A 20,275-nucleotide genomic window follows, 5' to 3' on the forward strand; every position below is an offset into this window, starting at 1 on the left:
AACGCCCGCAAAAGGGATGCGGAGGCCCAGATGGCCTCCGCCTGACAAGACAGTTGCTACAGAATTACGCCTCGCGCATGCGCCTTGCGATGGCGCTGCTGGCGGCGATAGTGGCCGTCAGCGCCACCATCGACAGGAACTGCAGGCGGGTGTGCGACTCGCTCAGCAGCAGGCCGAAGATCAGCGCCAGGATGCCCAGCGCGCAGCAGGTCAGCCACGGGAAGCCCGCCATGCGGAACGGCAGGCGGGTGCCCAGGCGATCCGCGCGGCGGCGCAGTACCAGCTGCGAGACCAGCGACAGCGTCCACACCAGCAGGCAGGTGGAACCGACGATGTTCAGCAGCACCGGCAGCACCCGGTCCGGGAACAGCAGTTCCATCACGGTGGCAGCGAAACCGAACAGGACGCTGGCCAGCACGGCGATCACCGGTACCTGGCGCGGATCGGTCCAGCCCAGCACGGCCGGGGCTTCACGTCGCTGCGCCAGCGAATACATCATGCGTGAGGCGCCGTAGAGGTTGGCATTGAGCGCCGACAGCAGCGCGATTACCGCGATCAGGGTGATGGCGGTGCCGGCGCCCGGAATGCGCGCGATGTCCAGCACGGCGGCGAATGGCGACTTCAGCGCTTCGCTGGTCCACGGCACCACGGCGATGATCACGCTCAGCGAGCCGATGTAGAACACCAGGATACGCCACGCCACGGTGCGGATGGCACGGGCGATGCTGCGTTCCGGGTCTTCGGTCTCCGCCGCCGCAACGGCCACGATCTCGGTGCCACCGAAGGCAAAAACGACAACCAGCAGCGCAGCGCCAATACCCGCCAGGCCCTTCGGGGCGAAGCCACCATGCTCGGTGAAGTTGCTCAGCCCCGGCGAGGTCACCTGCGGGAGCCAACCCATCAGCAGCGCCACACCGATGGCGATGAACGCCAGGATCGCCGCCACTTTAAGGATGGCGAACCAGAATTCGAACTCGCCGAAGTTCTTCACCCCAAGCAGGTTGATCGCGGTGAAGAACAGCATGAAGGCCAACGCTGCCATCGGCACCGGCACCGCAGGCCAGACCGTGGCCAACAACCCGGCCGCGCCTACCGCCTCGGCGGCGATCACGATCACCAGCTGCACCCACCACAGCCAGCCTACGGTGGCACCGGCGGTGGCGCCCATGGCGTCGGCCGCATACACCGAGAACGCGCCGCTGGTCGGTTTGGCCGCCGCCATCTCGCCCAGTGCGTTCATCACGATGATCACCAGCGCACCGGCCACCAGGTACGACACCAGCACCGCCGGACCGGCCGCCTGCACACCCACGCCCGAGCCGAGGAACAGGCCGGCGCCGATGGCGCTGCCCAGGCCCATCATGATCAGCTGGCGGGGCTTGAGCGAATGTCCGAGGCGGGACGGCGAAGCAGTCGGAATCGAGTTGGGCATCGGCAGGGCTGGCGGCGGGCTACAGGGGCGACACCTTACCCTGTCCCATGCCCGCGGGGATAGGCACAGCGCAGCAGGCGGCTCAGGCCAGCGCCGGCTCGCCGACGTTGCCACCGATACGGGCACGATAGGCACGCGGCGAGAAACCGGTTTCAGCCTTGAACTTGCGGGTGAAGGCGCTCTGGTCGCTGAAACCGCAGGCCTGGCCGATGCAGGCGATGCTGTCGTCGCCATGCAGCAGGTGCATGGCCATCTGGATCCGCAGCCGGGTCAGCACCTGCTGCGGGGTCATCTGGAACACCTTGCGGAAACTGCGCTCCAGCTTGGACAGCGAGAAGCCGGTGATGTCCAGCAGGGTCTGCATGCGCACGTTCTCGGCGTAGTGCGCATTGAGGTGGGCCAGGGCCAGCCGCAACTGCTCGTACTGGGTGCCCAGGCTGTCCTTCTGGCCAAGGTCGCGGGAAATGCCGATCAGCCCCTCGATGGCCCCATCGACCACCAGTGGGCGCTTGCAGGTCAGGCACCAGCCCGGTTCGCGGTTGGCGAACAGGTGCAGCTCCATCAGGTTCTCGATCACCTCACCGGACAGCACGCGGGCGTCCTGATCGACGTAGTCGGCGCTCAGCCCGGTCGGGTAGATCTCCGCCGCGGTACGCCCGATCACGTCCTTGCGGGCGCGCAGGCCCAGCCGCCGCAGCATGGTCTGGTTGACGTGGGTGTAACGCCCCTGAAGGTCCTTGATGAAGAACAGCACATCCGGGATGGCGTCGAACAGGGCTTCGATGTCGGCAGGCTCGACTCGCATGCCGCAAGCATACCCGAGCCCGCTTTTGCCTGTACGTTCACCTTTGCCGGACCTGGGTTTAACGGGGCTGGTTCCAGTGTCGTGGTTCCTTTTTGATGATCCGGAGCCAACGTCAATGGCCGCCAGCAAGCCGACCGGCAAGCGCGCAACCACCCCTGCCGAAAACCACCGCCGGGGCGATGGCGATGAACTCCACCAGCAGGCTGGGGGCAGCCATCCGGCGATGACCACCGACCAGGGCATCCCGGTGGCGGACAACCAGAACTCCCTGCGGCAGGGACCTCGGGGGCCGACGCTGCTGGAGGACTTCATCCTCCGCGAGAAGATCACCCACTTCGATCACGAACGCATTCCCGAGCGCATCGTGCACGCACGTGGCAGCGCAGCACATGGCTACTTCGAGCTGACCCGATCGCTGAAGGCGCACACCCGCGCTCGCGTCCTGACCGAGGTAGGCGTGAAGACACCCGTGTTCACCCGCTTCTCGACGGTAGCCGGTGGCGCAGGCTCGGTGGACACCCCGCGCGACGTGCGCGGCTTTGCGGTCAAGTTCTATACCAAGGAGGGCAACTGGGACCTGGTCGGCAACAACATCCCGGTATTCTTCATCCAGGACGCGATGAAGTTCCCGGACCTGGTGCACGCGGTGAAGATGGAACCGGACCGCGCCTTTCCGCAGGCCGCGTCGGCCCACGACACGTTCTGGGACTTCATTTCGCTCATGCCCGAATCAATGCACATGATCATGTGGGCAATGAGTGACCGCGCCATCCCGCGCTCGCTGCGCATGATCGAAGGCTTCGGCGTGCACAGTTTCCGCCTGCTGAACGAGGCGGGCGAATCGACCTTCGTCAAGTTCCACTGGCGGCCGAAGCTGGGTATCCAGTCAACGGTCTGGGACGAAGCGCTGAAGCTGCAGTCGGCCGACAACGACTTCCATCGCCGTGACCTGTTCGAGGCGATCCAGCGCGGCGATTTCCCCGAATGGGAACTGGCGGTGCAGCTGTTCACCGAAGATGAGGCTGACGCGTTCCCGTTCGATCACCTGGACCCGACCAAGATCATTCCCGAATCGCTGGTACCGTTGCAGGTCATCGGGCGCATGGTGCTGGACCGCTGGCCGGATAACTTCTTCGCCGAAACGGAGCAGGTGGCCTTCTGCCCGGCCAACGTGCCACCGGGTATCGACTTCAGCAACGACCCGCTGCTGCAGGGGCGCCTGTTCTCCTACCTGGATACACAGCTGCTGCGCCTCGGCGGCCCCAACTTCCACCAGATCCCGGTGAATGCACCCAAGTGCCCGTTTGCCAATCACCAGCGCGACGGGCATATGCAGATGCAGGTTCCCAAGGGCCGGGTGGCCTACGACCCCAGTTCGCTGCAGGAAGACACACCGCGCGAGACACCCAGCGGCTTCCGCAGTCACGCCAGTGCCGACGACGGCCGCAAGGGCCGCACCCGTGCGGAGAGTTTTGCCGACCACTACAGCCAGGCCCGCATGTTCTTCCGCAGCCTTGAAAAGCCGGAGCAGGCGCACCTTGCCTCGGCGCTGGTGTTCGAGTTGTCCAAGGTGGAAACGCTGAAGGTGCGGGTACGCACCGTCAGCCACCTGCGCAACATCGATGACTCACTGGCGCAGCGCGTGGCCGATGGTCTGGCCCTGCCCGCACTGCCCGACCCCGCGCCAACCGCTACCCCGGTGCGGGACATGCCGCCCGCTCCCGAGGTGCGCGTGATCGGGCGTAACAAGCCCACCCTGCAGGGTCGCTGCATCGGCATCCTGTTCGATGAAGGCTCCGACGCCCGCATCATTGCCAACCTGAGCAAGGCAGCCAGGAAAGCAGGTGCAGACGTGAAGCTGGTCGCCCCCAAAGTGGGGGGGGCCACGCTCAGCGATGGCGCGCTGCAGGCGGCGGATGGGCAGCTGGCGGGCACCCCGTCGGCCGTATTCGATGCGGTCGCCGTGGTGCTCAGCCTTGAAGCCGCGAAGGCCTTGTCGAAAGAGAGTGCAGCCGTCGAATTCGTCAGCCAGGCGTGGGCGCACCTGAAGGCCATCGCCAGCGATGCCGGTGGCCAGGCGCTGCTGAAGACGGCACGGGTCGGCAACGATGCCGGCATCGTCGAAGCGGAAGACGCCAAGGCCTTCCTGGCAGTCGCCGCCACCCGCCAATGGGCGCGTGAACCCAAGCTGCGCCTGCTGGCCTGACTACAACAACAGGAGAACTGTCATGCCCCGTGGTGACAAATCCGCATATACCGAGAAACAGAAGCGCCAGGCCGAGCACATCGAGGAAAGCGAGCGTGATCGCGGCGCCAGCGAAGGAACGGCCGAACGCATTGCCTGGGCCACCGTGAACAAGCAGGACGGCGGCGGCAAGCGCGCCGGCAGCGCACGCAAGGGCACCAAGAAGGCGACCAGCAAGAAGGCTGCCAAGAAGGCGCCTGCCAGGAAGTCGGCCACAAAGAAGGCCACGACCAAGACGACGGCGGCAAAGAAGGCACCTGCGAAGAAGGCACCTGCGAAGAAGGCACCTGCGAAGAAGGCACCTGCGAAGAAGGCGACGGCAGAGAAGGCGGCGGCAATGAGGGCACCGGCTCGCAAGACAGCCACAAAGAAGGCCGCAAAGAAGACAGCGGCCAAGAAAGCCGGTACAGCCGCCTCGCGCAGTGCTGCCGCGAAGAAGGCGGCCAAGACACGTGCGGCAAAGAAGACCGTGCGCAAGGCGGCGGCGAAGAAGGCTGCGCGTACGCGTGCTCGCAGTTGAGGCCAACAATGCGGGGGACGGCGTCCTCGTCCACGCAGCACCTTAGGTAGTTGGTGCACAAGCGCGTACTTGCAGCAGTGGACGCAGCCCTTCCAGCGAAATGCGGCCGCTGAGCGCGGCCGCATTCGTGCAGCAACGTTCGTGGCTTGGGTCAGGCTGCGCGACGCGGCACAGCCGGAACCGATGCACCTTCCACCTTGAACACCGACACCGACGTGGTCAGCGCATGCGCCTGCTCTTCCAGCGCGCGGCTGGCCGCGGTGGCTTCTTCCACCAGGGCGGCGTTCTGCTGGGTCACTTGGTCCATCTGCACCACCACCTGGTTGACCTGCTCGATGCCGGCGGCCTGTTCCTTGCTGGCCGCTGCGATGTCGCTCATCAGCTGAGTGGTGCGCGAACTGGCCTGGGCCACGCGCGCGATCGCCGCTTCCGATTCAACGGTCACCGCCAGGCCACTCTTCACCTTGGCAGCAGCGTCTTCGATCAGCTCCTTGATCTCCTTGGCGGCGACACCGGCACGCTGTGCGAGCGTGCGTACCTCGCTGGCGACCACGGCGAAACCGCGCCCCTGCTCGCCTGCACGTGCGGCTTCCACCGCAGCATTCAGCGCCAGGATGTTGGTCTGGAACGCGATGCCGTCGATCACCGTGGAGATTTCCGAGATGCGTGCCGAGGACTGATCGATCTCACCCATGACCGACGCCATCTGTGCCATCGCCTGTTCGGTCTCGCGCACGGCGGCACCGGCGGCATGCGCTTCACTGTCAGCCTGGCGCGCCAGCTCGGCGTTCTGACGCACGGTGGAGGTCAGTTCCTCCATCGATGCGGCGGCTTCTTCCAGATTGGCCGCCTGCTGCTCGGTACGGCGCGACAGGTCGTTGTTGCCGGCCGCCAGTTCCTGCGCCGCGTTGTTGATGCTGTCGGCGGCTACCTGGATGCCACGCACGATGCCGGTCAGCTGGGCGGTGGTGGTGTTGGCGTCGTCGCGCATGCGCGCGAACACGCCGTCGTACTCGCCATCCATGCGTGCGGTCAGGTCGCCGTGCGAGATCGCGCGCAGCACGTCGGAAACATCGGCGATGCTGGCCTGCGAACTGGCCATCATGCCGTTGAGGTGCTCGACCATCGCCTTGAACTGGTACTGGAACGCGGCGGCGTCGCCGCGCATGGTGAAGTCACCGGCGCGTGCAGCGCGGGCCAGCTCATCGATCTGCGCGTTGATCGCCATCAGGCTCTGCTTCACCGCCGCCAGGGTGCGGGTCAACGTGCCCTTTTCGCCCGGGTAGTCCGGCAGGTCGCGGCTGAGGTCACCGATGGCGTAACGCTGCATCACTTCAGCCATCAGCAGTTCCACCTGCACGTGCGATTCGACCAGGCTGTTGGTGGCCTGCACCATGCGGCCGAAATCGCCGGGGAAGGCACTGGCATCCATGCGATAACGGATTGCGCCGGCTTCGTGCTGTTCGGCCATCTGCAGCTGCGCGCCGATCGCCGCCTGCACGCTCTGGCGGACGCTGGCCATGGCCTCGCCCAGCTGGGTCAGCTCGTCGCGGCCACCGAGGCGGAACTCCTGGTCCAGCTGGCCCTTGGACAGCCGCTCGGCCAGATTCACCGCGCGCGCCAGCGGGCCGGTCAGGCTGCGGCCGATCATCACCGAGGCGGCGATGCCCGCCAGCAGCGCGACGCCGCCCAACACCAGCAGCTGCAACAGGCTGCGCTCGCCCAGGCGGATCGCTTCGGCAGCAGCCTTGCGGCTTTCCTTTTCCTCGAAGTCCACGCCGTCCGACAACGCCTTGTTCCAGCCGTTGGCCGCGTCCTGCACCGGGCCCAGGGTCAGCGCCACGGCGCCCGGATAGTCGCCCTGCTCCATCAGCTCGCTGGTCTGCTTGTTGAGCGGGCGCGCGATGGCTCGCTTGGTGGCGATGGTTTCTGCAATGGCTTTGCCTTCGGCATCACCCGGAAGCGCCTGGTAGGCGGACCAGCTGGCCTCGTAGCGCTTGACCAGATCGGCAATGCGCTTCTCGTCGCTGCTGCGGTCGTCACCTTGGCGGATCAGCATCTCGCGGCGCACCACCATCATCTGGTTGTTGGCATCGAGCATCTGCGACAACAGGCGCACCTTGGCCACGCTGACGTCGACCACCTGCTGCATCGCGCGCTTCTGCACGACACTGGCGGTGGCGCCGGTGGCCACCACAGCGGCAACCAGCAGCAGCAACAGGCCAAAGCCCAGCCCAAGACGCCAGGCAACCCTGACGTTCCTCAAGTAGTTCATGGGGGTATCCAAAACGGGGGGATGCGCCCTTATCGGCGGCCCGGCAGGCAATCTTGATCGCCGCTCATCGATGGCGTCGGGCACCGTTCACCTTGGTGAGACTCCGGCCCGGCGGCATCTACGCCCGGGACCGGGCTGCTACGGGCATGGCTGCTCATGCGGGCGTCAGATCGCTTTCACGGTGGCTCTGCGCGGGCTGCAGGCAAGGTTGTGGCGCCATCTTCTGGAGATCCCAATGCCTTTACTTGTGTCCCGATCCGCCCTGCTCGCTTTGTCGCTCCTGGCATCGCCTGCGTTCGCGCAGGCGCCGCCGCCTGGACTGCCTGCCCCCATTGCCGAGAAGGCAGGACCGGACACCGCACCACGATCTGCCCTGCACGCCCAGGTGCTGCTGGATCGCGCGAATTTCTCGCCCGGCCAGATCGACGGCGAAGTGGGCAGCAACCAGCGGCGCGCAGTGTCGGGTTTCCAGGCGGCGCGTGGGCTGACGGTAACAGGTGAACTGGATGACGCGACCTGGAAGGCCCTGCAGGCTGATACGGTCACCCCCCTGGCCAGCTACACGCTGACCAGCGAGGATGTCGCCGGGCCGTTCCAGGCGGTGCCGAAGGGCCCCGCCGCACAGTCCAAACTGAAATCGCTGGGCTTCAACAACGTCGAAGAGTCGCTGGGCGAACGCTTCCACGCATCCCCTGAGCTGTTGAAGCTGCTCAATCCGGGCGTGGATCTGAGCAAGGCCGGCAACCACATCCAGGTGCCAAACATCGCACCGGCGGCATTGCCGAAGGCGACGAAGATCGTGGTCGATAAATCCGACTCCACCCTGCAGCTGCTGGATGCGCAGGGCAAGGTGATCGCGCAGGTGCCGGTGTCGTCCGGCAGCCAGCACGACCCGTTGCCGATCGGCGAATGGAAGATCCTGGGTGTTTACCGCGACCCGCCGTTCCACTACAACCCGAAGCTGTTCTGGGATGCCCGAAAAGGTGAAAAGAAGGCGACACTGGCGCCGGGCCCGAACAATCCGGTCGGCCGGGTCTGGATCGACCTGTCCAAGCCGCACTACGGCCTGCATGGCACGCCCGAGCCCGGCCATGTCGGCAAGACCGAGTCGCATGGCTGCGTGCGCATGACCAACTGGGATGCGCTGCGTGTGGCCGATGCGGTGGATACCTCGGTACCCGTGGTGATGCAGGAGTGAGCCGATGCGTCTTTCGCAGCTGATCGTACTGGGCGTTCTGCTGGGGCTGAGTGCAGGCTGGTGGCTGCACCGCGATGCAGGTGAGCCGGTGGTGATTGCCCAGCCCGCAGTGCAACCTGCGGTGGCTGCGGCTGCAACGCCGCGCGTGGACGGCCCGGCTCCCACGGCCGTGCCGCCGTCCAACACCACCGATGCGCCAGCCGGTCTACTGCTGCCGGTACAGGGCATCCCGGCGTCCCAACTGCGGGACACCTTCACCGATGCACGCAGCGAGGGCCGCGTGCACGATGCCATCGACATCATGGCCGATGCAGGTACGCCGGTACTCGCTGTAGCGGATGGCACGGTGGAAAAACTGTTCAACAGCGAGCGTGGCGGGCTGACGATCTACCAGTTCGAGCCCAGTGGCCGCTGGTGCTACTACTACGCGCATCTGCAGCGCTACGCCGATGGCCTGGCGGAGAAGCAGGTGATCAAGCGCGGCGAGGTGATCGGTTACGTAGGCAGCACCGGTAACGCCAGCGCCGAGGCCCCGCACCTGCACTTTGAAGTGCACGTGCTGGGCCCGGAAAAACAGTGGTGGAAGGGGGAATCGATCAATCCGTATCCATTGCTGGAATCGGCTGCTTCGACGCCCGACGCTGCCAGCGTCGCAAAGTGAAGGTGAATGCCGCCAGGGCAGCCCCGGGGATCAGCAGGAACAACGCCGCCACCTTCCAGAAGAAGAACGGCCACAGCCACAGGTAGTCCAGGTCGGTCAGCTTCAGCACGTCCATCGGCGGCAGCAGGTCCACCGAGGCCGCACGGCCGGCCAGCGCCGGGTCGACCTCCAGCACGGTCAGCCGCAGCGAGGAACGGCCACGCGGCAGTGCATCACCGCGGCCGTAGCCGAAGTACGACGCGGCGAACCTGTCTCGCTCGACCGATTCCAGTGCGCGGTGGATCTCTGGACCGGTCGTCGCCGAGCGGCTGTCCGCGCGGAACTCGGTGCGATCGGTCGGGGTGTCCGCGCGCAGGCGAAGCTCGGGATCGACCGCCGGATCGGCGCTGTCATCCGCATAGCGCAGGCGCAGTCGCAGCGGGTCGTCGATGAAGCGGTACACCGTGATCTCGGCGGTCGCGCCCGGCTGCAGCACCAACGGCAGGGTCTGCGTGCGCGAAGCCAGGTAATTGGCGAGCGCGCCCAGCACCAGCACGATGCAGGCCAGCGTCCACAGGCTCCACAGCAGCCACAGGGTCACCCGTACGACCGTCTCGCCCTTCATGCCGAAGTCTCCGTCATCGCTGCGCTTCCCCGCCGGCTGTGCCGCCACAGTATCGAAAACGAAAAAGCCCCGCTTTCGCGGGGCTCTTCCTGTCACCTACGCCGGGCAGCGCCCGGCGCTACCTCAGGCGAACGGATCCTGCAGGACCATGGTGTGGTCGCGGTCCGGGCCGGTGGAGACGATGCTGATCGGGCAACCGGCCAGTTCTTCCAGCGAACGCAGGTAGGCACGTGCGGCCGGCGGCAGGTCATCCCAGTTGGTGATGCCGTGGGTGTTCTCGGTCCAGCCCGGGAACTCCAGGTACACCGGGGTGCACTCTTCCCAGCCCTGCGCATCCAGCGGCGCGTACTCGGTGCGCTTGCCGTTGTATTCGTACGCGATGCAGACCTTCAGCTTTTCCATGCCGTCCAGCACGTCCAGCTTGGTGATGCACAGGCCGCTGATGCCGTTGATGGCCACGGCACGCTTGAGCGCGACGATGTCCATCCAGCCGCAGCGACGCGGACGACCGGTCGAAGCGCCGTACTCGGCGCCGCGGTCACGGATGCCCTGGCCGATTTCATCGTCCAGTTCGGTCGGGAACGGGCCGCCGCCGACGCGGGTCGCGTAGGCCTTGGCGATGCCCAGCACGTAGTCGATCGCATCGGCGCCGACGCCGGCACCCGCCAGCGCACCACCGACGGTGGTGTTGGAGCTGGTGACGTACGGGTAGGTGCCGTGGTCGATGTCCAGCAGTGCGCCCTGCGCACCTTCGAACAGCACGCGCTTACCCTGCTTGCGCAGGTCGTGCAGGATGCCGGCCACGTCGGACTTCATCGGCTGCACGTATTCGCCGAAGGCCAGTGCTTCGTCGAAGGTCTTCTGGAAATCGACCGCATCGGTGTTCAGATACTTGGTCAGCACGAAGTTGTGGTAATCCAGCGCGGTGCGCAGCAGCTCTTCCAGCTGCTTCGGATAATGCAGGTCGGCGATGCGGATGCCGCGGCGCGCCACCTTGTCTTCGTAGGCCGGGCCGATGCCACGGCCGGTGGTGCCGATTGCCTTGCCACCGGCAGCGCGCTCGCGCGCCTGGTCCAGGGCGATGTGGTACGGCATGATCAGCGGCGCGGCCGGGGAGATCTTCAGGCGCGAACGCACTTCCACGCCGGAGGCTTCCAGCTCGGCGATTTCCTTCTGCAGCGCGGCCGGCGAGATCACCACGCCGTTGCCGATCAGGCACAGCGCATCGTCACGCAGGATGCCCGACGGGATCAGGTGCAGGACGGTCTTCTTACCGTTGATGACCAGGGTGTGGCCGGCATTGTGGCCGCCCTGGAAGCGCACGACGGCGCCGATTTCCTCAGTGAGCAGATCGACGATCTTGCCCTTGCCTTCATCGCCCCACTGGGCACCAAGCACTACGACAGACTGACCCATGACGGGCTCCTCATATGTTGCGGCCATCGGGGCCGCGGACGGGTAAACCGTGGCGGGGCTGGCCAGCACCTGGAGGGCAGCTCCAAACGGGGAGCGGCCGGCGATGGAAGGCCCAGACACAGAAAAAGCCGAACGGGGAGGCCCGTCCGGCTTTTGTGCATTATCCGGGTTTCCAGGGTCGGGTGCCACCTTTCCGACGGACGGCTTCACCGGCCGGTCAGCCGCCCCGCCCGGTCGTGCCGGCCGCTGGCCGGCAATGCCAACCAAGGTTGCATCCACCAGAGCCGGGCCACGCATGTGAACGCAGGCGGCCGTGCCGGGCCTTCAGTGCCGCACCCACCACAGCAGGCTCAGGCCGGCCAGCAGCACCAGCCCGCCGAAGCTGCGCAGGGCCGGGCTGGGCAAGTCCAGCAGGCGCTCGGCCATGCGCTTCCAGGCGAACGGCGCGACGAACAGGAACAGGCCTTCCAGCACCGCCACCAGGCAGACGGCGGCAAACAGATCTTTCATGGGGGACTCCGGAAAAAGCACGGGGCCCGGCATTTGGCCGGGCCCCGTGGGGTACTGCCCTGCGACCTCAGCGGTCGTTCTTCAGGTACTGCAGGAACGGGTCGTTCTTGTCGAGCACGATCACGCCGTTGCCGTCGGTCATGGAGCCACGGTAGGCCTCCAGGCTGCGGTAGAACGCATAGAACGACGGATCGGCCGAGCCGGCCTTGCCGTAGATGCGGGCCGCATCGGCATCGCCTTCACCGCGCAGGCGCTGGGCATCACGCTCGGCTTCGGCGATCAGCACGGTGCTGTCACGGTCGGCCTGGGCACGGATGGTCAGCGACTGCTCCTCGCCCTCTGCACGCAGCTTGGCAGCTTCCTGCTTGCGCTGCGCGCGCATGCGCTCGTACACGTCGTTGATCACCTGGCTGTCGGTCGGCAGGTCCACCTGCTTGATGCGCAGGTCGATCATCTGCATGCCCAGCCCAGCCACGGCCTCGTTGATCCCCTTCAGCTGCTCGGCGATCAGCTCGCTGCGGTCGCCGGAGACCAGCTGCTGCAGGGTGCGCGAGTTGATCTGGTTGCGCAGCGAGTCGGTGATGATCGGTGCCAGGCGGGCGTTGGCGATACGCGGATCGCCGCCGGTGGCACGGAAGTAGTCACCCACGTTGGAGATGTAGCCGATGGCGAAGAAGTCGACGCTGACGTCCTTCTGCTCGGCAGTGAAGTAGCGCGCCGGCGCGGTGTCGAGCACCTGGAAGCGGCGGTCGAAGACCTTCACCGTTTCCACCACCGGCACCTTGAAGTGCAGGCCCGGCTTGATGTCCGAACGCACCACCTTGCCCAGGTTCAGGACCATGGCGGTCTGGTCCTCACGGACCACGTACACCGAGCCGAGCAGGCCCAGCACCACCGCCACGATCACGGCGATCCAGATAGGACTCTTCATCGGGTGCCCTCCTCACGGCCACTCGGTCGCCCGGTCGGGCGGCCCACCGGCCGGCCCGGATCACGGGAAGCTTCCACCGCTGCACCCGGCAGCGACGGCATCACCACGTCCGGGTTGGCCACTGCGGCCGGGGCCGACGTGCTGGGACGGGTGTCGCCGGTCATCGGCACGTAGATCAGCTGGCGACCATCGCCACCAATCACCTTGCGGTTCTCGCTCAGCACCTGCTGCACGGTCTCCAGCCACAGGCGCTTGCGGGTCACTTCCGGGGCATCCTTGTACTGGGCCTGCAACAGGCTGAAGCGCTGCGCGTCACCCTCGGCCTTGGACACCACGGCCTGCTTGTAGCCTTCGGCGGTGGTACGGGCACGCGAGGCCTGGCCTCGGGCTTCCGGCACGACCTTGGCGGCGTAGGCCTGGGCTTCGTTGATCAGGCGTTCCTTGACCTGCTGGGCACCGTTGACCTCGTCGAAGGCCGGCTTCACTTCTTCCGGCGGACGGGCGTCCTGCAGGGTCAGGCCGGTCACGGTCAGACCGGTCTTGAACGCCTTCAGCAGCGCCTGCAGGCGCTCCTCGGCAGCCACGGCCAGCGGGCCACGGTTGTTCAGTACGGCGTTGAGGTCGGCACGGCCGACTTCCTCGCGCACCGCGCTCTGCGCCGACTGTTCCAGCACCTGGTTGGCATCAACGGTGCCGAACAGGTACTGCTGCGGGTCGTCGATGCGGTACTGGACGTTCAGCGAGACGTTGACGATGTTCTCGTCACGGGTCAGCACCGGCACCTGGATCGAGAAGGTCTTGATCTCGGTAGCGTTGACCTTGGTGACCGATTCGATCGGCCACGGCAGCTTGAAGTTCGGGCCGGGCTGCAGGATGCGCGAGAACTGGCCGAAGCGCAGCACCACGCCACGCTGCTGTTCGCCGATCAGCTGGAAGCTGGAGAACAGCACCAGCAATACCACCGCTGCCACCACCCAACGCACGATGCCACCGTCGAACAGGTCCTTCAGCGGCCCGGGCAATCCGCCCCAGCCACCACCATTGCCACCGCCGCGCGACCCGAAGGGCCCGCGTCGATTGTCCTCGGGGCCTTGTCCGCCCTTGTTGCCGCCGGGTGTATTCCAGGCCATGCACGCTCCATCAAGATTTGGGCTGCGGCGCGGGCCCTTCCCGCACCGCCAGCCGTGAAACCATCACCGATCATACAAGATGGGGCGGATCGGCAGGATCGAAAGGGGGGCAACGGGGTAAGGTGGCGTTTTCCTCGAAGTCAGGCAACGCCGATGGCCCCCACCACCCCGTTCACCGCCTTCCGCATCAACAATGACGACGCCGGCTACCGCAGCGGCCTGGCCCAGCTCAGGGTCGACGACCTCAACCCCGGCCAGGTGCTGATCCGCGCCCACTGGTCCTCCGTCAACTACAAGGACGCGCTGGCCGGCACCGGCAAGGGGAAGATCCTGCGCCGCTTCCCGCTGGTGGGTGGCATCGACGTGGCCGGCACCGTCGTGGCCAGCACCGACCCGGACTGGCGTGAAGGCGACGCCGTGCTGGCCACCGGCTGCGGCCTCAGCGAGACCCGCGACGGCGGCTACAGCCAGTACGTGCGGCTGGAGTCGCGGGCGGTGATCGCCCAGCCGGCCGGGCTGAGCCCGCGCGAAGCGATGGTGCTGGGCACCGCCGGCTTCACCGCGGCGCTTGCCCTGCTGCGCATGCAGGACAACCGGCAGACCCCGGATCTCGGCCCGCTGGCGGTCACCGGTGCCAGCGGTGGTGTCGGCGCGCTCGCGCTGTCGATCTTCAGCCGGGCCGGCTACACCGTGCACGCGGTCAGCGGCAAGCCCGACCAGACCGACTTCCTGCACGCCATCGGCGCCGCCGAGGTGCTGCCGCGCGAGGCGCTCTCCGATAGCGCCCCGCTGCAGTCGGCCCGCTTCGGCGGGGGCCTCGACAATGCCGGAGGCGACATGCTGGCCAGCCTGCTGGCGCAGACCGTGCCCTATGGCAGCGTGGTCAGCGCCGGCCTCGCGGCGAGCCCGAAACTGGACATGACGGTGATGCCGTTCATCCTGCGCGGCGTGTCACTGCTGGGCGTGTCCTCGGCCAATGCACCGCGCGGGCTGCGCGAAGCGGTGTGGGCGCGACTGGGCAACGAGTGGAAGCCGCAGCACCTGGACCGCATCTGTACCGCCGAAGTCGGCCTGGACGGCCTGCCGGCGGTGTTCGAGCGGATGCTGGCCGGCGGTTCGCTGGGCCGCACCGTGGTGCGGATCGACTGAACGTTGCAAGCAGGCGACGGACGGCAGATGGGCCCCTCCCACCGGTAATGAGCCCGCACTACACTGCGGGCATTACATGGGGAACAACATGGCACGCATTCTGATCGTCGACGACTCACCGTCGCAGCTGTTGGGGATACAGCGCATCGTCGAGAAGCTCGGGCACCAGATCCTGACCGCCACCGATGGCGCGGCCGGCGTGGAAACCGCCAAGGCCGAGCTGCCTGACCTGGTCCTGATGGACGTGGTGATGCCCAACCTCAATGGCTTCCAGGCCACCCGCACGCTTGCGCGCGACGAGGCGACCCGGCACATCCCGGTGATCCTGGTGACCACCAAGGACCAGGACACCGACCGCATGTGGGGCATGCGCCAGGGTGCCAAGGCCTACATCACCAAGCCGTTCTCGGAAGACGAACTGTCCGAGGTGCTGGAGCGGGTGTTCGCCGGGCAGGGCTGAGGCTTCCTGGCGGTGCCAACCGTGCTTGGCCCACCGCTCTGGCAGGTGCCAACCTTGGTTGGCACGCTTTTGTAGTGCCGGCCGCTGGCCGGCAACCACGCATCACCATCCAGGCCAATGAAATTGCCGGCCAGCGGCCGGCACTACCGGAAGGCGTGGGGGCCAGGAACCGCCCCCGCCGTATCACTCAGATCGTCTCGCCGAAGGCCTTTGCCAGGTTCCGGTACGCCTTCTTCTGCGCCTCGTCGGTCGCGGCCGGGGCCACGATCTCGATTTCAACAATCTGGTCGCCATCCGGGCTGCCTGGCAGCCCGCGGCCGCGCAGGCGCAGCTTGCGGCCGGCATCGGAATCGGCCGGAATCTTCAATTCCACCGCTCCACCCAGGGTCGGCACGCTGATGCTGGTGCCCAGCGCGGCCTGCCACGGCGTGACCGGCAGCGTGTAGAGGATGTTGCGGCCATCGACCTCGAACTGCGGGTGGGCAGCGTATTCCACTTCCAGCAGCAGGTTACCGCCGTGGTTGCCCTGCCCCGCCAGGCGGATCACCTGGCCCGGGCGGATACCCTTGGGCACGCGTACATCCAGCTGCTTGCCGTTGACGGTGATGCGCAGGCTGTCGCCGTTGTAGGCCGCTTCCAGCGGCACCGACAGCTTGGCGCGGGTGTCGCGGTTCGGCGCGTGGCCCTGGCTGCTGAAGCCCGGGCCCGGACCTGCACCGCCACGCTGGCGCGCGAACAGGCTCTCGAAGAAGTCGCTGAAGCCGCCATTGGGGCCACCGCCGCCGAACACTTCCTCGAAGTTGAAGCCACCGGCACCGCCGTAGTTCGGCGGTACGTTGAATTCCTCGCCCGGGCGATAGCCCTGTGCGCGCAGCTGGTCGTAGGCCGCGCGCTTCTCCGGGTCACGCAGCGCCTCGTAGGCCTCGTTGACCGCCTTGAACTTGTCCTCGGCCCCGGCCTCCTTGCTGACGTCCGGGTGGTACTTGCGTGCCAGCCGGCGGTAGGCGGTCTTGATTTCCGCCTCGCCCGCGCTCGGTTCCACCCCCAGGGTGGCGTAGTAATCCTTGAATTCCATCCAGCTACCTCGATCTGCTTCGGCCGCGCCGGTGGCGCCGCCCCGGGTTCATTCTACGCGCCGGCGATGCTACGCCGCCCCTCGTGCGGCCCCGGTGAGGCCGACTGATCCTGCGCAATGCGGCTGCCATCCCCATGCCCCACGCTGTGGCTGGAAGCCCCTGCCACAAAGCCTGAAGATGGGGCCTGCACACCGGGTTTCCAATGTCTTGACGCGTCTGTCCCATCCGGCCCACTAGCCTGCCCCTGCAAGGAGTTCCCCATGACCATCCATGTCGGCGACCGCATTCCGGAAGTGACCCTCAAGCGTATCCGCGAGGGCATCGAAACACTCGATACGCATTCGCTGTTCGATGCGCGCAAGGTGGTGTTGTTCGCCGTGCCCGGCGCGTTCACCCCGACCTGCTCGGCACGCCATCTGCCCGGCTTCGTCGAGAAATTCGATGCATTCCGCAAGCGCGGCATCGACGTCTACTGCATGGCGGTCAACGATCCGTTCGTGATGAAGGCCTGGGCCGCCGACCAGAGCGTGCCAGACGGCCTGCTGATGCTGTCCGACGGCAACGCCGAACTGACCCGCGCGCTCGGCCTGGAACTCGATGCCAGCGCCTCGGGCATGGGCATCCGTTCGCGCCGCTTTGCCCTGTACGTGGTCGACGGCGTGGTCCGCGCAGCGTGGATCGAGCAGCCCGGCCAGTTCGAGGTGTCATCAGCCGATTACGTGCTGGAGCACCTGCCCACCTGATCTTCCACCGCAAGAGGAAACGGCCAGCCATGTCCACCAAGCCAGCCAAAGCTCCCAAGCCTGCCGCCAAGGTACCCGGCATCAGCGATCGCAAGACCCTGCGCGAGCGCGCCCGGCGCAACATCGAAGATGGGGCGATCACCGACAGCTATAGCGCCGATCGCAAGGCGGTGATCAAGCTGCTCAACGATGCACTGGCCACCGAGTACGTGTGCGTGCTGCGCTACTACCGGCACTACTTCATGGCCAAGGGCATGCTGGCCGACGCGATCAAAGCCGAGTTCCTGGAACATGCACAGCAGGAACAGGCGCATGCCGGCAAGTTGGCCGAGCGCATCGTCCAGCTTGGCGGCGAGCCGGACTTCAACCCCGATACGCTGACCGCGCGCTCGCATGCCGAGTACAAGGAAGGCAGTGACCTGCGCGACATGGTCCGCGAAAACCTGGTGGCCGAGCGCATCGCCATCGACAGCTACCGCGAGATGATCAACTTCATCGGCGACCGCGACACCACCACCAAGCGCATCCTTGAAGAGATCCTGGCGCAGGAAGAGGAGCACGCCGACGAGTTTGCCGACCTGCTGGATGGGTGGATCGGGGAATGATCCGGTAGATGCCCACCTTGGTGGGCGCTTCGCCACGTGCCAACCAAGGTTGGCACCTACCAGAGCACGAAGGTGTCATTGGCGCTGGACCGAGCGCCAACCGAGGTCGGCACCTACCGCAGGACGTTGAACCGCACCTGCGTCCACGCGCCATCCGCCGCCAGCGCGGTCAGCGTATGTGTGCCCGGCTCGGCGAACTCGCGCTGCATCAACTGTGCGCCGTGGGTCTGCGCGATCCAGCGGCCATCCAGCAGCCAGTCCACCGTCTGCTCGCTGCCCAGCGCGCGCAGTTGCAGGCGCACGCCGTGTTCGGCATTGGGTGCACGAGCCAGGGTGGCACCGTTGTTGAGACCGTCGATGTGCAGCGCCACGCTGGCATCGCGCCCGTCATCGCGGCAATCCGGTGACAGCGCTGGCAACTGCGAGGCCTCGCGCGTGGCCTTGGGCAACCACGGCGACAGCAGCGCCGGCCAGCGCGCGATCTCCCGTGGCACTTCCTCATGTGGCACGCGGCAGTCCGCCGACACACGCAGGCCGGTGCGCGCGTCAGCGAGGTAACGCTGCCGGCCCGGCTGCCAACGTCGTGCTTCGCGCTCGGGGAAGGTTGGCGGTGCGGCACCATCCAGCAGGTAGGCCGGCATCCGCCGCTGGCACAACGCTGGAGGCAGGCCTTCGGCGCGTTCGCCGGTCGGCCAGCAGATCTCTTCCTCACTGACGCTGGACGGCATCGGTGCGGCCGCCGAGTCGCCACGCTGGCGCGGCAGGCTGTCGACCACTTCGAACATCAACGGCAACGCGGTGACCGCGCCGTACTGGCCGGGTAACGGTGTGCCGTCCGGCCGTCCCACCCACACGCCCACGGTGTAGTGGCGCGTGCTACCGATCGCCCACGCATCGCGATAGCCATAGCTGGTGCCGGTCTTCCAGGCTACGCGCGGGCGAGCGCCAACATCGAAGGTGCCAGCGCTGTAGCCTGGGCGCGGGTTCGATTCCAGCATTTCGCGCACGATCCAGCTTGCGCCCGGCGAGGCCAGGCGCCGCTCGATCATCGGTTCGTCATCGGTGTAACGCACACGTCCAGCAATGCCGTTGCGGTTGAGCGCGGCGAACGCGCCGACCAGATCTTCCAGCCGCGCACCGGTACCGCCCAGAATCAAAGACAGGTTGGGCGTGCTGCCCGGCGGGAAGCGCAGCTGGATGCCGGAGTGTGAAAGCCGCGCAGCAAAGCGCGCAGCCCCGACCCGCTGCAGCAGGTCCACCGAGGGCACGTTGAGCGACAGGCGCAATGCGCTGGACGCGCCGATCGGCCCATTGAAGGCCATGTCGAAATTGCCGGGTCGGTAGCTGCCGAAACTCTGTGGCGCATCAACCAGCAGGCTTTCCGAATGGATCAGGCCGTCATCCAGTGCCATCGCATACAGGAACGGCTTCAGCGTGGAGCCCGGCGAGCGCCAGGCCTGCACCATGTCCACGTGGCCGAGGCGCTGACGGTCTCCGAAGGACAACGTGCCGACATAGGCACGCGCCCGCAGGGTCTGGTTGTCGACCACCAGCAACGCGGCAGAGGTGCGCTCGGGCAGCGTCGAGAAATAGCTGGCCACGCGTTCTTCCAGCGTGCGCTGCAGGCCGATGTCGATGCTGCTCTGGATGCGTGCCTGTCCTGGATGCGCCGAATGCAGGCGCTGCGCAAGCAATGCGGCGTGCAGCGGCGGCCGCAGCGAGCGCGCCACCACGTTCTCGATACGCGCGTCTTCCACCTCTTCCGGCGTCCACGCCCCCAGTTCGGCCATGCGTGACAGCACCTTGTCCCGCGCTTTCTGCGCTGCTTCCGGATGACGGTCCGGACGCAGCCGGCTCGGCGCCTGTGGCAGCACTGCCAGCAGCGCGGCCTCGGCATGCGACAGCTGCGCCGCCGGCTTGCCCAGGTAGGCCCAGCTGGCCGCTTCCACCCCCTCGATGGTGCCGCCATACGGCGCCCGTTCCAGATACAGGGCCAGGATCTGCTGCTTGCTCAGGTGCGCCTCAAGCTGCACTGCGCGCAGCATCTGCTTGAGCTTGCCCCAGGGCGTACGCGTATGCGGGTCGAGGATGCGTGCGACCTGCATGGTCAGGGTCGAGCCACCGGACACGATGCGGCCACCGCGCAGCAGCTGGCCGCTGGCACGCAGGATCGCCAGCGGATTGATGCCCGGATGGCGCCAGAACCAGCGGTCTTCGTAGGTCAGCAGCGCCTGCAGGTACAGCGGCGAGACGCTGTCGATCGATGCCGGATAGCGCCACACGCCCTCGGCATCGGCGAACGCGCGCAGCGGCGTGCCATCAGCGGCAACCACCAGGGTGCTGGTATCGCGCTGCTTCGGCAGCGGTGGCGGAAAAGCGAAATCCAGCACCAGCAGCAGCGCCAGCGTGGCGGCCGTGCCCCAGCGCAACCATGGCCACAGCGGCCGCAGCCGGCGGCGCAGGGCCGCCAGCCGGGTCTTCATTGCGTCTTTCATTGCAGGTTGCCAGCGGGACG

General features: G+C 66.8%; 18 protein-coding genes. 8 read left to right on the plus strand and 10 right to left on the minus strand.

The features are described 5' to 3' along the window. Positions 1–64: 64 nt before the first annotated feature. A complete protein-coding gene (locus AC13GA_RS17865) occupies positions 65–1,432 on the minus strand; it encodes an amino acid permease (RefSeq protein WP_049444694.1) in 1,368 nt (455 codons plus the stop codon). 82 nt (positions 1,433–1,514) lie between these two features. Continuing rightward, positions 1,515–2,237: an AraC family transcriptional regulator gene (locus tag AC13GA_RS17870; protein WP_032127825.1), complete on the minus strand. Its 723-nt coding sequence runs from the start codon at positions 2,235–2,237 to the stop codon at positions 1,515–1,517. Between the two features lie 115 nt (positions 2,238–2,352). On the opposite strand from AC13GA_RS17870, the gene AC13GA_RS17875 reads away from it, so the two are divergent. Continuing rightward, positions 2,353–4,443 (plus strand): catalase, encoded by a 2,091-nt coding sequence (locus AC13GA_RS17875; RefSeq protein WP_088479609.1) that lies wholly within the window; start codon positions 2,353–2,355, stop codon positions 4,441–4,443. Positions 4,444–4,465: 22 nt separating this feature from the next. After that, positions 4,466–5,002 carry a hypothetical protein gene (locus tag AC13GA_RS17880; protein WP_482998683.1) on the plus strand — a complete coding sequence of 179 codons (537 nt, stop codon included), beginning with the start codon at positions 4,466–4,468 and terminating at the stop codon, positions 5,000–5,002. Positions 5,003–5,153: 151 nt separating this feature from the next. Here AC13GA_RS17880 and AC13GA_RS17885 read toward each other — a convergent pair whose 3' ends face one another. Next, positions 5,154–7,277, minus strand: coding sequence for a methyl-accepting chemotaxis protein (locus AC13GA_RS17885; protein WP_088479610.1), 2,124 nt, complete (start codon positions 7,275–7,277; stop codon positions 5,154–5,156). Positions 7,278–7,512: 235 nt separating this feature from the next. Between AC13GA_RS17885 and AC13GA_RS17890 the strand changes: the two genes are divergently transcribed. Then, on the plus strand, positions 7,513–8,475 hold the full coding sequence (locus tag AC13GA_RS17890) for a L,D-transpeptidase family protein (protein ID WP_482998684.1): 963 nt from the start codon (positions 7,513–7,515) through the stop codon (positions 8,473–8,475). Positions 8,476–8,479: 4 nt separating this feature from the next. After that, on the plus strand, positions 8,480–9,136 hold the full coding sequence (locus AC13GA_RS17895) for a M23 family metallopeptidase (protein WP_482998685.1): 657 nt from the start codon (positions 8,480–8,482) through the stop codon (positions 9,134–9,136). Here AC13GA_RS17895 and AC13GA_RS17900 read toward each other — a convergent pair. The 5 genes from AC13GA_RS17900 to hflK all read right to left on the minus strand — a co-directional run bounded on the left by AC13GA_RS17900 (position 9,072) and on the right by hflK (position 13,727). After that, complete coding sequence (locus AC13GA_RS17900; RefSeq protein WP_088479613.1) at positions 9,072–9,740, minus strand: hypothetical protein; 669 nt, start codon at positions 9,738–9,740, stop codon at positions 9,072–9,074. The genes AC13GA_RS17895 and AC13GA_RS17900 overlap by 65 nt on opposite strands. Before the next feature lie 123 nt (positions 9,741–9,863). Then, entirely contained in the window at positions 9,864–11,156 is a 1,293-nt protein-coding gene (locus tag AC13GA_RS17905; protein ID WP_049444708.1) for an adenylosuccinate synthase, read from the minus strand. 324 nt (positions 11,157–11,480) lie between these two features. After that, positions 11,481–11,666 (minus strand): DUF2065 domain-containing protein, encoded by a 186-nt coding sequence (locus AC13GA_RS17910; protein WP_005414170.1) that lies wholly within the window; start codon positions 11,664–11,666, stop codon positions 11,481–11,483. Between the two features lie 67 nt (positions 11,667–11,733). After that, positions 11,734–12,597: a protease modulator HflC gene (hflC, locus tag AC13GA_RS17915; protein WP_010482785.1), complete on the minus strand. Its 864-nt coding sequence runs from the start codon at positions 12,595–12,597 to the stop codon at positions 11,734–11,736. Continuing rightward, the gene (gene hflK, locus AC13GA_RS17920) at positions 12,594–13,727 is read right to left on the minus strand and encodes an FtsH protease activity modulator HflK (protein ID WP_049444711.1); all 1,134 of its coding nucleotides are present in this window, start codon (positions 13,725–13,727) and stop codon (positions 12,594–12,596) included. Before hflK ends, hflC begins: the two co-directional genes overlap by 4 nt. 153 nt (positions 13,728–13,880) lie before the next feature. Here hflK and AC13GA_RS17925 point away from each other — a divergent pair, with 153 nt between their 5' ends. Both AC13GA_RS17925 and pilH read left to right on the plus strand, forming a co-directional pair. Further along, the gene (locus tag AC13GA_RS17925; protein ID WP_482998686.1) at positions 13,881–14,876 is read left to right on the plus strand and encodes a YhdH/YhfP family quinone oxidoreductase; all 996 of its coding nucleotides are present in this window, start codon (positions 13,881–13,883) and stop codon (positions 14,874–14,876) included. Between the two features lie 88 nt (positions 14,877–14,964). After that, positions 14,965–15,336, plus strand: a complete 372-nt coding sequence (pilH, locus tag AC13GA_RS17930; RefSeq protein WP_005410644.1) for a twitching motility response regulator PilH — start codon at positions 14,965–14,967, stop codon at positions 15,334–15,336. A 187-nt stretch (positions 15,337–15,523) separates the two neighbouring features. Here pilH and AC13GA_RS17935 read toward each other — a convergent pair whose 3' ends face one another. Then, the gene (locus AC13GA_RS17935) at positions 15,524–16,411 is read right to left on the minus strand and encodes a DnaJ C-terminal domain-containing protein (protein WP_046985089.1); all 888 of its coding nucleotides are present in this window, start codon (positions 16,409–16,411) and stop codon (positions 15,524–15,526) included. Between the two features lie 261 nt (positions 16,412–16,672). Here AC13GA_RS17935 and AC13GA_RS17940 point away from each other — a divergent pair, with 261 nt between their 5' ends. Then, entirely contained in the window at positions 16,673–17,155 is a 483-nt protein-coding gene (locus AC13GA_RS17940) for a peroxiredoxin (protein ID WP_046985088.1), read from the plus strand. A 29-nt stretch (positions 17,156–17,184) separates the two neighbouring features. Next, a complete protein-coding gene (locus AC13GA_RS17945) occupies positions 17,185–17,760 on the plus strand; it encodes a ferritin-like domain-containing protein (protein WP_046985087.1) in 576 nt (191 codons plus the stop codon). 113 nt (positions 17,761–17,873) lie between these two features. On the opposite strand, the gene pbpC is transcribed toward AC13GA_RS17945, so the two are convergent. Beyond that, complete coding sequence (pbpC, locus tag AC13GA_RS17950; protein WP_482998687.1) at positions 17,874–20,255, minus strand: penicillin-binding protein 1C; 2,382 nt, start codon at positions 20,253–20,255, stop codon at positions 17,874–17,876. Positions 20,256–20,275 lie beyond the last annotated feature (20 nt).

This window comes from Stenotrophomonas sp. 22DLJC03, from assembly GCF_056861405.1.

Excerpts from the sequence above, each read along its gene's own strand:
- AC13GA_RS17865 (WP_049444694.1), bottom strand. The coding sequence starts at position 1,432 with ATGCCCAACTCGATTCCGACTGCTTCGCCGTCCCGCCTCGGACATTCG.
- AC13GA_RS17870 (WP_032127825.1), bottom strand. The coding sequence starts at position 2,237 with ATGCGAGTCGAGCCTGCCGACATCGAAGCCCTGTTCGACGCCATCCCG.
- AC13GA_RS17875 (WP_088479609.1), top strand. The coding sequence starts at position 2,353 with ATGGCCGCCAGCAAGCCGACCGGCAAGCGCGCAACCACCCCTGCCGAA.
- AC13GA_RS17880 (WP_482998683.1), top strand. The coding sequence starts at position 4,466 with ATGCCCCGTGGTGACAAATCCGCATATACCGAGAAACAGAAGCGCCAG.
- AC13GA_RS17885 (WP_088479610.1), bottom strand. The coding sequence starts at position 7,277 with ATGAACTACTTGAGGAACGTCAGGGTTGCCTGGCGTCTTGGGCTGGGC.
- AC13GA_RS17890 (WP_482998684.1), top strand. The coding sequence starts at position 7,513 with ATGCCTTTACTTGTGTCCCGATCCGCCCTGCTCGCTTTGTCGCTCCTG.
- AC13GA_RS17895 (WP_482998685.1), top strand. The coding sequence starts at position 8,480 with ATGCGTCTTTCGCAGCTGATCGTACTGGGCGTTCTGCTGGGGCTGAGT.
- AC13GA_RS17900 (WP_088479613.1), bottom strand. The coding sequence starts at position 9,740 with ATGAAGGGCGAGACGGTCGTACGGGTGACCCTGTGGCTGCTGTGGAGC.
- AC13GA_RS17905 (WP_049444708.1), bottom strand. The coding sequence starts at position 11,156 with ATGGGTCAGTCTGTCGTAGTGCTTGGTGCCCAGTGGGGCGATGAAGGC.
- AC13GA_RS17910 (WP_005414170.1), bottom strand. The coding sequence starts at position 11,666 with ATGAAAGATCTGTTTGCCGCCGTCTGCCTGGTGGCGGTGCTGGAAGGC.
- hflC (WP_010482785.1), bottom strand. The coding sequence starts at position 12,597 with ATGAAGAGTCCTATCTGGATCGCCGTGATCGTGGCGGTGGTGCTGGGC.
- hflK (WP_049444711.1), bottom strand. The coding sequence starts at position 13,727 with ATGGCCTGGAATACACCCGGCGGCAACAAGGGCGGACAAGGCCCCGAG.
- AC13GA_RS17925 (WP_482998686.1), top strand. The coding sequence starts at position 13,881 with ATGGCCCCCACCACCCCGTTCACCGCCTTCCGCATCAACAATGACGAC.
- pilH (WP_005410644.1), top strand. The coding sequence starts at position 14,965 with ATGGCACGCATTCTGATCGTCGACGACTCACCGTCGCAGCTGTTGGGG.
- AC13GA_RS17935 (WP_046985089.1), bottom strand. The coding sequence starts at position 16,411 with ATGGAATTCAAGGATTACTACGCCACCCTGGGGGTGGAACCGAGCGCG.
- AC13GA_RS17940 (WP_046985088.1), top strand. The coding sequence starts at position 16,673 with ATGACCATCCATGTCGGCGACCGCATTCCGGAAGTGACCCTCAAGCGT.
- AC13GA_RS17945 (WP_046985087.1), top strand. The coding sequence starts at position 17,185 with ATGTCCACCAAGCCAGCCAAAGCTCCCAAGCCTGCCGCCAAGGTACCC.
- pbpC (WP_482998687.1), bottom strand. The coding sequence starts at position 20,255 with ATGAAAGACGCAATGAAGACCCGGCTGGCGGCCCTGCGCCGCCGGCTG.